Origin of the sequence: Weissella sp. DD23, assembly GCF_001579105.1 — a bacterium.
Lineage (GTDB): Bacteria > Bacillota > Bacilli > Lactobacillales > Lactobacillaceae > Weissella > Weissella cibaria.
The window spans coordinates 15,262-30,066 of record NZ_KQ970392.1; the positions used below are offsets into that span (position 1 = coordinate 15,262).

General features: G+C 51.0%; 5 protein-coding genes. All 5 read left to right on the forward strand.

Annotation, left to right across the window (positions count from 1 at the left end; all coding sequences use genetic code 11):
• Window positions 1-35: 35 nt before the first annotated feature.
• Window positions 36-5,510, forward strand: coding sequence for a hypothetical protein (locus WEIDD23_RS04535; protein ID WP_062358795.1), 5,475 nt, complete (start codon window positions 36-38; stop codon window positions 5,508-5,510).
• 211 nt (window positions 5,511-5,721) lie between these two features.
• Window positions 5,722-6,483, forward strand: coding sequence for a KxYKxGKxW signal peptide domain-containing protein (locus tag WEIDD23_RS04540; RefSeq protein WP_080553247.1), 762 nt, complete (start codon window positions 5,722-5,724; stop codon window positions 6,481-6,483).
• Window positions 6,484-6,512: 29 nt separating this feature from the next.
• A complete protein-coding gene (locus WEIDD23_RS04545; protein ID WP_197458809.1) occupies window positions 6,513-13,868 on the forward strand; it encodes a mucin-binding protein in 7,356 nt (2,451 codons plus the stop codon).
• A gap of 102 nt (window positions 13,869-13,970) precedes the next feature.
• On the forward strand, window positions 13,971-14,336 hold the full coding sequence (locus WEIDD23_RS04550) for a hypothetical protein (protein ID WP_010375298.1): 366 nt from the start codon (window positions 13,971-13,973) through the stop codon (window positions 14,334-14,336).
• A 53-nt stretch (window positions 14,337-14,389) separates the two neighbouring features.
• Window positions 14,390-14,805: NAD(P)-dependent oxidoreductase (locus WEIDD23_RS04555; RefSeq protein ID WP_062358797.1), on the forward strand; the 416-nt coding region annotated here is incomplete at its 3' end.

A 14,805-nucleotide genomic window follows, 5' to 3' on the forward strand; every position in this document is an offset into this window, starting at 1 on the left:
CGACGAAGGACGAACTTGTCTCATCGAAGTCAGGCATGCCGGCAACAGAAGCTGATTTCCTAGCGGCAGTTGGCTTTGATACGACTGATAATCAGCAGTACGGAACCAGTGTGACGACAACTGATTATGAGACGATTGCCGCGCAAGTTGCTGAAGATGGCGTCTCACGCGATGTCACGATTACAGTGAAGGATGCAACGGGTAATACGACAACGAAGACGGTGACGTTGACAGCCGTTGAAACTGCGCCAGTTTCACAAGAAACAGCGGTAAAGGACGCACAGCAACAATTAGATGATTTGGCGAAGGATCCAACAGCGAGCGACGCTGATGTGGCCCAAGCCAAGCAGGCGTTGCAAGATGCGGTTGATCAAGCTAAGCAAGATCGTGATGCAGCCAAAACAACGGCTAACGATACGTTGGCGTCAGATGATACAACAGCGGTTGCAACGGACCCAGCCGTGGCGGATGCCATGCAAGATTTGCGTGATGCTATCGCTGCTGGGGATGCTGACACCGGCACTAGTCAAGCCATTACGGATGCGACAAATGCACTGGAGAATGCCGTTGCACGTGCAGAAGCGAAGGCGGTTGATACGGCACCAGTTGCGCAAGAGGCAGACGTGCAAGCGAAGCAAGATGCGTTGAACGATGTGCTGGATGACCCAACGTCAACGACGGAAGCTATCGACCAAGCTAAGCAAGCGTTGCAAGACGCGGTTGATACAGCCAAGCAAGATCGTGATGCAGCTAACCAAGCAGCTGATACGATTACGGATCAGGTTGCGGCTAGTCAGGATGATGCAGTAAAGGATGCTGTTGCGAAGTTGGCGGATGCAGTGAAGAACGCGGCCAACAACGAAGGCACGACCCAGGACATTACCGATGCCCAACAAGCGGTTGTCGATGCGGTAAAGGACGCCGCTAATACTGCATTGAATCAAGATAATACGCCGGTTCAAAATGAAACCAGCGTGATTGATGCTAAGCAACAGTTGACGGATATTCTGAATAACCCAGACAGCACGCCAGAACAGATTGTTGATGCAACGAATGCGTATGACAAGGCTGTCGCTGATGCAAAGGCTGACCGTGATGTGGCTAATCAAGCGGCTCAGGATGAAATCACGTCAGCCAGTCAGTCAAATCAAGCGAATGACCAATCGGTAATCGATGCGGCCAAGAAATTGCAAGATTTGATTGATGCGGCGAAGACTGGTGATCCTAACGCCTTGACCGATGATATCGCGCAAGCTACGCAAGCGTTGAAGGATGCTGTTGCTGATGCTGGTGGGGCCCAAGATGCGGCTCGCGCTGATGCGGCGAAGGCGTTGAATGAAACGACGCCGGTCACGTATGAGCCGGGTGTACAAGACAAGATTGATGCGTTGAATAACGTGTTGAACGATCCAACGGCCACAGCTGACCAGATTAACGACGCGACGCAAGCATTGCGGACTGCAACTGAGACGGCGGTTGATCAACGTGCGGCAGTCGATCAAGATGCAGCGACGGCAATTACGAATGCGCAAGGTTCAAATCAATCGGATGAACCAAGTGTGCAAGCGGCTGAACAAGCCTTGCAAGATTTGGTTGATCAAGCGAAGACAGATAACCCAGACGCCTTGACACAAGATATTCGCGACGCGATTAAGAATTTGCAAGATGCGATTGCGGAAGCCGCGGATAATCAAGGGGATGCGCGTCAAGCGGCCCAAGATGCATTGAATGCGACTGCACCAGTTTCACATGAACAGGCCACAGCGGATGCGATTCAAAACTTGCAAGATGTCCTGAATAATCCAGCTGCAACCACGGCAGATATTCAGGAAGCGACCGAAAAGTTAACAGCGGCGACGGCGACTGATCAAGTCGATCGTGATGCGGCGAATACGCAAGCCAATGATGCGGTGTCAGCAGCTGAAACGTCAGATCAGGCGACTGAGCCAGGCGTTCTAGAAGCAATTCAACACTTGAAGGACGTGCAAGCTAAGGCAGCTGCCGATTCATCGGATGCGTTGACAGATGATATTAAGCAAGCGATTAATGATTTGGCGGCTGCGCAAGAAGCGGCTAAGCAAAATCAACAGGCAGCTCGTGATGCAGCGGCCCAAGCGATTGTTGACTCACAACCGGTCTCTAACGAGGCGACTGTGACGAAGGCCCGTGACGCCTTGAATCAGCTGCTGCAAGATCCAAGTTCTTCAACAGCTGATATTGAAAAGGCGACCGACGCCTTGATCGCAGCGAATACGGCTGAACAGACGAAGCGTGATACCATCAATCAGCAGGCGGATGCGTATGAGACCAAGGTTGCTAACTCGAACCAACGTGAAGAACCAGCTGTTCAGGCCGCTTTGGATGCGTTGCAAGAGTTGCAAGATGAAGCGGCAACTGACTCGCCAGATGCCTTAACGGCTGATATTGCGAATGCTTTGGATGCCTTACGAACGGCCGTGACGCAAGCTGCCAAGGATCAAGCGGAAGCACGTGATAACGCGGCAGATGCGTTGGCAGACTTGGCACCGGTCTCAAATGAGCCAGCTGTGCAAGCTGCTAAGGATGCTTTGGATGCCTTGTTGGCCAATAGCACATCAACGGCTGATGATATTAAGCAAGCCACGCAAGATTTGCTGAATGCAACCAGTGATGCTAAGGCGGAGCGTACAACGGCGAACACCGATGCACAAAATGCGATGACAGATGCGCAAAATAGTAAGCAAGCGGATGAACCAGCAGTACAAGACGCACTGAAGCACTTGCAAGATGTGATGGACGCGGCTGCAAATGATGATGCCAATGCTTTGACGGCGGATATCATCGACGCACAAAAGGCGTTGGAGCAGGCGGTGGCGGATGCCAAGGATGCACAAGAACAAGCGCGTAAGGATGCGGCGATTGCCATTGCAAGCACAAGCCCGGTATCGAATGAACCAGGTACGGCGCAAGCGTTGAATAATTTGGAAGCGGTTTTGAAAGATCCAAATGCAACTCAAGCTGAAATTACAGCCGCAACGAAGGCATTACGTGATCAAACAGCAACTGACAAGCAAGCGCGTGATACGGCGAATACAAATGGTGACGCGGCAATTAAGCTAGCCCAAGCATCTAATCAATCGGATGAGCCGAGCGTTGTTGCAGCAATCAAGAATTTGCAAGATATCATGACAGCTGCGGCCACGGATACGAACACGGCGTTGACGAAGGATATTACGAGTGCAATTGCAGCGTTGCAGACGGCGGAAGAGACGGCGCAAGCTAACCAAGAGCAAGCCCGCACAGATGCGCAAACAGCTTTGGACCAAACGGCACCTGTTTCGAATGAAGCAGCAGTGGCTGACGCAATCTCGAACTTGCAAAAGTTATTAGATGATCCAAAGTCGACCGCTAAGGAAATTGCCGATGCGACGACAGCGCTGACAACAGCCGTAGCTGATGCAAATGAGAAGCGTGATGCGGCCAATACCGCTGCTGACCAAGCTGTTGCAGATGTACCGAGTGAATTGGCGTCAGAACCAACGGTTGCGGCCGCTGAGCAAGCTTTGAAACAGTTGCAAGATGCGGCAGCTGCTGATCAATCCGATGCGTTGACGGCTGACATTGAAGCAGCCACGAAGGCGCTACAAGATGCTGTTCAGACAGCTGACCAAGCGCGTGATACGGCCCGCGATGCCGCAACAGATTTGTTGACGCAAACGGCCCCATTGTCAAACGAAGCCAAGGTTGCCTCAGCGAAGGATGCCTTGCAAAAGTTGTTGGATGATCCAACTTCGACGACGGCTGCGATTGAGAATGCGACAGCGACGCTACGTGACGCTTTGCGAGCGGACGGCGCTGACCGTAACGCGGCAAACACAGCTGGTACAAGCCTAGTTGATTTGGTTAAGGGCGCACCAGCCTACACCGATAAGGCGGTACAAGATGCTGTGCAGAAGTTGCAAGATGTGATGGCTGCAGCGGCTAAGGATAGTGCAACAGATCTAACGGCTGATATCGAAGCAGCGACAAAGGCGTTGCAAGATACTTTCACAGCAGCCAACAGTGATATTGAAGCTGCCCGTGATGCAGCCAATGCGTTGCTAGGTAAGACGGCTCCAATTTCACACGAGCCAGCGGTTGCGACGGCAATTGCCGACCTTGAGAAGATCTTGCAAGATGCATCAAGTTCAGCAGAGACAATTGAAGCGGCCACGAAGGCGTTGCAGGACGCCATGACACCAGCTCAAACGGCTCGTGACACGGCTAATACAGACGGTCAAAAGTTGCTTGATGCAACGAAGAACACGACAGCAGCTAAGGACAAGGGCGTGCAAGATGCCATGAGTCGTTTGCAAGCCGTGATGGCAGCGGCGGCTAAGGATAGCGCCACGAATTTGACGGCTGATATTGAAGCCGCGATGAAGGCATTGCAAGCTGCTGTTAACACGGCAGACGGCGGTCGCCAAGCGGCGGTTGATGCGGCTAATGATTTGTTGACGAAGACGGCGCCAGTTTCACATGAAGCGGATGTTGCTAAAGCCATCAAGCAATTGCAGGCAGTGGTCAATGACCCAACGGCATCCGAAACAGATATTGAAACGGCGACGGCAGCTTTGCAAACGGCACTTGATGCGGCGAACAAGGCACGAACGACGGCTGATACAGCTGGTACGCAAGCAATTAAGACGGCGCAAGCATCTGACCAATCAGCTGATCCAGCGGTACAAGCTGCGATTAAGCATTTGCAAGATGTCATGGCCGCTGCTGCGACCGACAGCGCTAATGATTTGACGGCTGATATTGAAGCCGCAATGAAGGCGCTGCAAGCGGCTGTGCAACAATCAGCTAGTGAACGTGCAACGGCTGCCGCCGCAGCCAATGACTTGTTAGGCAAGACGGCGCCAGTCTCACACGAACCAGCGGTTGCTGATGCGATTAGCAAGTTGCAAGCGGTCTTGGATGATCCAAAGTCGACGGCTAAGGATATTCAAGCGGCGACGGCGGCTTTGCAAACCGCATTGGATGCTGCGAATGCTGCTCGGGCAAATGCCAATAAGGCCGGTCACGATGCGGTGACAACGGCTCAAAATACAGCTGTTGCTGGCGATCCAGCAGTGCAAGCCGCTTTGGCTCACTTGCAAGCAATTATGGATGCAGCTGGTAAGGATAGTACCAACGATTTGACGGCAGATATTCTGGCCGCGGTGAAGGCACTTGAAGCCGCGATTGCAACGGCTGAAGGTAAGTCAGTGCCGACGGAAACGCCAGCAGCATCGGCACCGGTTGCGACGCCAGTGACGTCAAGTGGTGAAACAGCACCAGTTGCGCCACAGTCTGGTGGTGTGTTGCCATATGTCGCACCAAGTAACACAATTGTGCCAACGAATGCCCCAGTCCAACGTAGCGGGTTGTTACCATACACCGGCTACACGGATGACTGGCGTTTGACGGCATTGGGAATCTTCCTGTTCTCAGCTTCATTGCTGTTCGTCGCTGCTAAGCGTCGTAAGCGTGAAGAAGAGGATAAGTAAACAATAATCGGTCAGCAATGACTAAGACGAAAGTCGCTAATCTACCAACTGGTGGGTTAGCGACTTTTCATTTTGGCTAACATTGCTTCCCGTGTACCGCTGGCGTACCACGCTTTTTTCATAATGCCTTCCGGAAAATGCTATAATATCGGGTTGAGAACACTTTCTTTTTAGAAGCGAATAGCGATTTAAGAAATTGGGGAATTGGGAAATGAAAAGAGTAGAGATGCCTAAAACCGCCACGGCAAAGCGGTTTTTACGTAAAAAGCTATATAAGTCAGGGAAAAGTTGGGTAGTTGCCGGTGCGGTCTGGGCAACGGCCATGGCATTCGGGGGGCAAGTTGTGTCAGCCGATGCAGCGCCTGTTGTAGCAAGTGAAGCAACGAATATGACGAGTTCAGCAGCCGGTGTGCGTGTGGCACAATCGGTTGTTTTGTCGCAGACATCGACTAGTGGGACAACGGCGTCAGTGACAACCAACAGTGTGTCGATGAGTAGCAGCACTGTGTCATCATCAGTCGCAGTATCGTCAAGCACAAGCCTACAAGGCTCGTCAGTCATTAGCAGTCAAGCTAGCGAGACGGTTCGTTCAAGTGCGGTGTCGTCGAATTCAGTGACGCCAAGTGTTTCAGCGAGCGTTTCAGTCGCTGCCAAGGTTTCAAGCAGCAGTCAGTCTATCAGTGTGACCGCACAAAGCGCTTCAGAAAAAACAGCTTCATCAGCTGAAGTTGTGATTGATGTACCAGCTGGTAGCAGTTTGGAATCAGGGCAACTGGCATCGCTGTCTGCTTCAGCCCAAGCCAGTCATCAAATCGTGACGGTGACACAGAAATTGGCAGCGACACCAGTAACGGCGTCATCAGCGGTTTCTAATGACGCCACGAGTTTGTCAAAGCAAATTCAATATGACGAGCAAACGGCGTCTTCTTACTATTCGCAATTGGTTAGTTTGGCTTCAAACCGCCCGCGTTGACGTCAACTGTATCGCAAGCTAACTCGGTATTGGGTCAATTAAATGGCGTGACCACGTCATTAGCTGCCGCCATGGCAGCAGCTAGTTCAGCTTACGCGCTGCAGAACAGTGCGGCTTTTTCGAGCGCCGTTTCGACGTTAACGACTTTGAGTTCAGCCATTTCATTAGACACGGCCAAGATGGGGGCTTTGGCGAACGGAGCTGGAACCGTGTTGAACGTGGCGAACGCTTCATCGGCCGCCGCGGACACTAAAAACGCCTTGAATTCAACGGCCATTAGTAATCTGTTCGGTGCCTTTACTGGTGGTGGCTTCTTTTCTAATTTGACCAACATGGTGACGGCTTTAGGCGCAGCCGGTTCAGTGGCTAATTTACAAAGTTCTTTGGCTTCGGTGGCCTCACAACTACAGGTAGCCCAATCGACAGTTGCAAACGTATCAAACGCCAGTGCACTATCGACGGCTATGAAGAGCGTTAGTGCAGCTGCTAGTATGACGAATAGTTTGTATACGGCGGTAGCAAGCGCAGCCAATACGGCGGGTAACGTGATGCCATCTGATTTCGTGCAGTCATCTGCAGCCGTGCAGCTATACCAGCAAGCGAACGCGATTTCAGCCGCTATCACTGCCGCAAGTTCAGCGGTCGATCAATTGAATGCTTGGCAAACGTTGCTCGGACCAGTATCGGCTAGTGCGGGTAGTTATTATCGCTCAATTGCGTCGGCCTACAGTCAGGCACAAAGCAACTTGGCAGAATTGCAAAGCTTAGGCAGTGCGTTTGCCCAGAATGAATCAGCCATTATGGTCTCTGGTGCCAAGGCGAAGGACATTACGTCATTAATGTCCCTGACAAACTCACAATCAGCGGCGGCCGTAGCAGACTCAAGTGCGGCTTTGTCAGCAGTAGCGGTTGGTCAAGCGGCGGCCTCATCTGCATTGACGGTGTTGCAAAGTGCGGCCCACACAAATATTGCCGATCAACAGACGGTGCTGACTAACCAGAGTTTGCGCGCAAGTACGGCAATTAAGCAGCTCCAGTCAATGGTCGCTGCTAATCCCACGAATCAATCATTAGCGCACGATTTGGCAGATGCTAAGTCACAAGTTGCGGTGATTACGAGCGCGGTGAATGCGCTCAAGAGCAATGATGCGCTAGTTGATACGGCGGCACCTGGTAATTTGGCCACGTTGGTTAATAATGCGTTGTTACAAGTGACCCAGGCGACCGGGGCGGCTGATGCAGCGACCACAGATGCACAATGGATTACAGCGAAGCTAACGACCACTAATCGGCCAGGCAGTCAGGTCGCAGAACAGGTAATGGTGAAGCAGGCCGCGACCGCTAGTTTCACACAGACAGATCAGAAGTTAACGGTTCCCGGTTATCAATTGACGGTCGCAGTCAACGGGAAAACCTATCCCTCGCTAGCCAAGGCAATTGCGGCCAATCCAGCGATTGCACAACAAGATATGACATTCCAAGTGGCCTATACGCCTGATACCCAAAAAGCAACGGTGACGATTGTTGATGCCACCACAGGTAAGACGTTGAATACGGTCAATTTGACAGGATCAACCGCAACGGCGATTGATTTTGACAATGTCGCGCAGTTGGTAAACCAATATGAAACAGCTCACTACTTGGTCACGACGAATCCAACGACGGCAGGTGCCACTTTTGACAGTGATACCGCGACGACACAAACGTATCAGGTGGTACTGCGCCACGCGGTTGGTTCAGCAACGGCGAGCCAAACCTACACGAATACGGTGACATACACAGGTGCAGGGACACAAACACCAAGCGACGCGGTGACAAGCGCGGTAGTGACCACAACATCGCCAATTGATTTGGTGACGTCATCCGTGATTACAACGACAGACGCCAAGTCGTACGGTGATGATTATTTTGCACCAGTTGCAACGGCAGAGGGTGCAACGATTGATAATGCTGGTCAATTGGTTTTTGCACCAGTTACAACGCCAACGGTTGCTGGCTATCAAGCGGATACCACGACGGTTACAGGCAAGATTAAGTTAGGTCAAGCCACGACAGCAGTGCAACAAGTTACGTACGTCCCAACTACGCAACGAATCGTGGTGACGTTAATCGATGATACAACGGGTCAGACGTTAGGCACGGTCACAGTTACTGGGCCATCGAATGGCACGCCAAATTGGCAAGCTGTTCAAACTAAACAGGCTGACCTAGTAACAGCTGGTCTACAGGCATTGCCAGCTAACGACCAGGTATTACAGGGGCAAACCTTTGATACAGATAATGCCACAGACCAGCAAATCACCTTGCATTTTGTGCATGGTGTGACGGTGGCATCGGTTAAGAAACAACTGACAAATACCATTCATTACACGGGTGCGGGATCTAACACACCAGCTGATAAGACGCAGACGGTCACGGTAACTAAGACATACGCGGTTGATCAGTATACCGGTGAGCCGATTTCAGCTACAGCTGCGAGTCAGTATCCAGACTATCAAGCGCCAGCCTATGCTGTTTCTGATGCGACGGCAACGGTGAGCGAAGATGGTCAGGTTACCTTTACGTCGGTCGCGACACCAGACGTAGCAGGTTACGCGCCAAATCTAACCGCGGTGACTGGTGAAACCACGTTTGACCAAGGTGATACAAGCACCACGGTTTCATACGCTTCATTGGCCCGAACGGTGGCGGTTATTATTAAAGATGCCGTAACAGGGGAGGTCTTACAGACAGTCACACTAGCAGGTCAAGCCGGCAGTCCGTTGGATAAGACACCAGCGACGCAGGCGCTTGCTGATTTGACGAGCCGTGGCTATACGGTGACGGATAATGGTTTGACGACGGCACCAACTGTTATGCCGACGGAAGTTATGTCGCCGATTGTCGTGACGTTGGGTCACCAACAACACGAAGCGACAAAATCTGTGACACTAACCCATACGGTTGTCTATCAAACAGCAGACGGGACGACAAAAGCGCCGACTGCCACACAAACGGCAATCGTTATGCGACATGTGATGGTTGATGATGTGACCGGGGATGAAGATGCTACCACCGTGACTTATACGGTGACTGGTGATGGAACGGTCGATGCGACCACGGGTCAGGTGGACTTTGCACCTGTTATTACACCGACGTTAGCGGGTTATACCGCTAATCACAAGACGGTCACTGCAACAGCCACGATGACTTCGCCTACGAAGCATGATGTTGTCATCTATACACCAGCAACGCAGACGGCAACTGTCACGATTGTTGACGCCACTACTCACGATACGTTGACGACAATGACGTTAACTGGCTCATCAAATAGCACGGTGCCAACCGATGCTGTACAAACGTATCTTGATAAGCTAAAGGCCGCGGGCTACGATGTGACCGACGCCTTACAGCCATTGTTGCAACAAGCGTTTGATACTGATGATACCGTCGATCAACCGTATACGTTGACGGTGACGCACCATGTGAGCCAGCAAAGTGAGACGCGGACATCAACGAACACAATCAAATATATCGGTGCGCCGACTGTGATTGATCCAGTTACACAAACGGTTGATGTGACCCGGACGTATAGTGTTGATGATGTGACAGGACGCGAAATTCAAGCGACGGATGCTGACAAGTACGGCACCGCTTATCAAGCCGAACGCTTCACCGGTAGTAATGATGCGGTCGCGACGGTTGATGGCACAACAGGTGTCATTACCTATCAGACAATCCCAACCAAGCCACAGGCCGGCTATACCGCGAAACCTGATCGGATTGATGCGGTTGCCACGTTTGATAATTTGAACGTTAATGAAGTCGTACAATATGACGCCAAGCCACAACGCGCGCAAATTACGTTTACGGATGCCATGGCAGATAATCGTGTGATTACGACGGTTTATCTCAAGGGTGAAACTGATGGCGCCATGGATCAAACTGAAGTGCAAGCACAAATTGCGGCCTTGGAGAAGGCTGGCTATGTGTTGGTAACGAATGCCTTCCCACCGACGGCAAGCTTTGATGCACAAGACGATGGTGATGGTGTACCGTCACAGTTGTATGAGATTGTGTTTAAGCATGGCGTTACAACCACAACGGATACGAAGCCAATCAGTAGCACAATTATCTATCAAGGAACAACGACTAAGGTACCGGACCAAGTTGTGTCAGCGGAAGTGACAAAGACACAGTCGGTGGATGCGGTAACGGGCGATGAAATTTTGCCGGCGAATGCTGCTAAATATGATGGTTACCAAGCACCAAAGTATGCACTAGCAACGGAGAACGCAGCAGCTAGCGTAGATGCGAAAACTGGGGCTGTTACGTTTGCACCGGTCACGACGCCAAGTATGCCAGGCTACACAGGTAATCCAACGCAGGTCACGGCGACGGCTAGTTTTGATAATCCAACGACGACTGCGGTAGTAACTTATACGCCAGCGGAACAGACTGCGCTGGTCACGATTCATGATGAAACAACGGGCAAGGACTTGCCAGCAATTAACTTAGCAGGTAAAACTGGTGACACAATTTCCTTTGCAACTGTTGAGCAGGCCTTGCAGGCGTACATTAAGAAGGGTTATGAAGTTGTTTCCGATCAGGAACTAGTGGCAGGGACGCTATTTACGCCGGCCACAGATGATCAGCAAACGTTCCAAGTGACGTTACGTCATGCGACGAAGCTGGAAACGACGCCAATTGATATGACAAATACGATTAATTATCAAGGGGTAACGTTACCAATGACGACGCAACACGTGACGGTAACCCGGACTGATACCCGGGATCTGGTAACGAACCAGGTGGTGGCGTCAACGTATACGGTACCGGCTGATGCGCCAGCCACGATTGACGAGGCAACCGGCGCAGTCACGTTCGCCCAGGTGGATTCACCAGCGGTGGCAGGGTATACAGCTAGTCAGCAGAATGTGCACCAACAAGTAACGGTGCAACAATCTACGGCGAACAATACGGTAGTGTACACGCCTGATATGCAAACCGTGATTGTGCACTATGTTGATGTTAATGGTGACAAGACGGTTGCAACGGTCACGATTAATGGGCGCAGTGATGCAAAGATTGATACGGCAACAGCCAATAAGACACTGGCCAATTTAAAGGCGACCGGTTACGTGATTGTTGACGCAGGTGATTGGCCAGCTACTTATGACACGGATGATGCGACATCACAGCAGGTGACGGTACGCTTGGATCACGGTACAACGACCCAGCAAAGCAGTTATCCGGTTCACTATACGGTCAATGCTGTAACTGCACCAAATGGCCAGCCAGTGGTTGTGGCCACACAAACAGCGACCGTGACGAAGACTGTCGTTGTCGATGCGGTCACGAAAGCGGTATTGACGGATCAAGCGCCAGCCTATGCCATCACGGGTGATGCAACGATTGCGACTGATGGGACGGTGACGTTTAAAACAGTGACCGTACCAGCTAAACCAGGCTATACGGTGACGCAATCAACGGTTAACGGCCGATTAACACCGCAACAGCAAGCAGGTCAAACGACCGTGACGTATGAGCCCGATGTGCAAATGACGCATGTGATTGTGCGTGATGCGGTAACGGGTGAAACGTTAACTAGTTATCCAGTGTCAGGGGTGACGGATGCAACTGTACCGTTGACGAGTTTGCCGGATGTGGTGGCGAAGTATGTAACGGCGGGCTATGTCGCACCGGATACTTTGCCGAGTCAGGTTGCCTTTGGTGCGACTGGTGCGGCTGATGTAGTAGTGACCTTAGCGCACGGTTCAGCTGTGCAAGTCACACAGCATAAGGTGACGAACACGGTGCACTATGTTAACGCACCAACGGCATTGGCTGATGTGGTTCAGTCGGCAGTCGTAACAAAGACGATTGTTGTTGATGCTGTAACTGGCCAACAAACGACTCAGGCAACGTACCAGACAACGGGTGCGACAGTCGATGCCCAAACGGGCGTGGTTACTTTCCCACGGGTCACGACCCCAGCCCAACCAGGTTATACACCAAATCAGCGTCAAGTGACGGGTCAGGCGTCATATGATGCTGATGGGTTAGAACAAGTAACCTATACAGCTGATCAACAACGCATTCATGTGGTTTACGTGGATGACGATGCGCATGGTGCAGTTGTCCAACATGGCGCGGACGTCATTGGCCGTTCGGATGAAGATGTTTACTTCCAACCAATTGAATTAGCAAATTATGATATTGCATCAGTTGATATGCAGGATGCCCAAGGCTTTGATCATGATGATAATCACGATCAAACAATTACAATTCATTTGACGCATGATGTTGGGACAGTGGTTGTAGCAGTTAACCGCAATGTTAGTTACCAAACGAGCAATGGCTATCCAGCGCCAAAGCAGGTGACGCAACAAGTGACGTTGCATGGTCAAATGGATTTGATTACAGGTCAGGTAACGTGGCAACCGGTGACAATAGGTGCAGTTGATACACCAACGATGACGGGCTTTACCGCCGATCAACGCCAGATAGCAGCGGTGACCATCACGTCACCAACGGACGTTCAAGATGTGACGGTGCACTACACACCACAGCAACAACAGGCTCACGTAGTGTACGTGGATGATGACCAAGATGGTCGGATTGTACAAACCGGTCCAACAATCACAGGCTTGGGTGGTAGTCATGCCACAGTAAAGCTGGTTGGTGTACCGCACTATCACGTGATTAACGAAATTGGTGGCATCGACTTTGACTACGACACAACGACTGATCAAACGATTGTGGTGCATTTAGGCCATGATCACCGTCTTGTGACAACGACGGTGCAACGACCAATTCATTATGTTGATCAGCATGGCCACCAGCTCGTACCAGATACTGTGCAAGCAACCGTTTTGACGGGGGATGAAGATTTGGTGACACAGGTTATTACCTGGTTGCCAAGTGAATTGCTAGCTGAAGCAACGCCGGTAGTGGCGGGCTATCAGACGTCAACGACTGAAATCGCAACGGTTGCGGTGACTATGCCAGGTGATTTGCCTGCTGTGACGGTTGTCTATCAACCAATTCCGGTTACGACCGTGCAACCAAAGCGTCCGGTTAAGCAGCAACCAGTTGTGAAGCATGTGCCAGCTAAGTCAGCAGTACAGCCAGTTGCGAAGGTAAGTGCTAAGCATGCTGTCGCACCAGCACCGGTGCCAGTCGCAGCTGCACAACCGACGCAAGCGGGTATGACGACGACGGCTAGTGCACCATCAACGCCAGTGATTACGGCAGCGAAGCACCCATTGGTAACTAGCGAAGGCAATTCAGTTTCAGCAGCAACGTTGCCAGAAACTGGTTTTGAACAAGAATACTGGCTAACGATTGCTGGTTTGCTAAGCTTGTTGGCGACAGCTGGTGTGGTTTTGAAAAAGGTTTTGTAAATTAATGGTATTGGGAGGCTAGAAACCTAGAGTTTCCGGCCTCCTTTCTGTTTGCAGACCTGGTAAGATGGAAGTAAAGAAAAATTGGAGAGGTTTGCCAAAATGGCTAAGAAAAAGAAAAATCCCGTAACGACGTGGGTCAAGCGACTCGCTGCGCTATTTATGCTGTTCCTGATGTTGTTTGGTGTGTTCTGGGCGGCACGTTCAGCTTTCATTCAGAATGAACCAACGAGCAGTAAAAAGGCCCAACAATCATCAGCTAAGGCGGATACACCGATTGCAGAACTCATTCTAACGAATGGGGAGTCGTATATTTTACCAGGCACAGATACGATTTCAAAGAACCCAGAAACGGTGAAGTCGATTGTGCGTCAGTCAGACGGTAGTTATATTATTACGAAGCCGGATGATCAAACCCGGGTGAAGGTCTTGAAAAACCAAGTTCGTCAGGTTATTCATGAAAAGTAAGCGAAATTGTTTGATACAATAGACGTATTAAAATGGATTTGGGAGATAACGTAATGAAGATTGCAGTGATTGGCGCAACTGGTATGGCAGGACGCGCAATATTTGAAGAAGCAACAACACGTGGTCATGAAGTGACGGCTATTGTCCGGAATGTCGAAAAGGCACGTGCCGAACTTGGCGCCGGGGCAACGCTGTTGGTATCAGATATCTTTGATTTAAAGCGTGCGACGTTGGAACAGTTTGATGTTGTGGTCAATGCATTTGCCAACCACAAGGAGGCATATTTGAATTTGGATGCGGTGACGCATTTGATTCATGAATTCCGCCAATCAGAAACACGGGTTATTTTCTTGTTGGGGGCGGCTTCATTGATTCAAGCGAATGGCACACGCCTTTTTGATTTCTTGGTCGAGTTACCAGGTAATGAAGCTTGGATTGATGAGCCACGTTATGGTGTGCTGGAATTAGA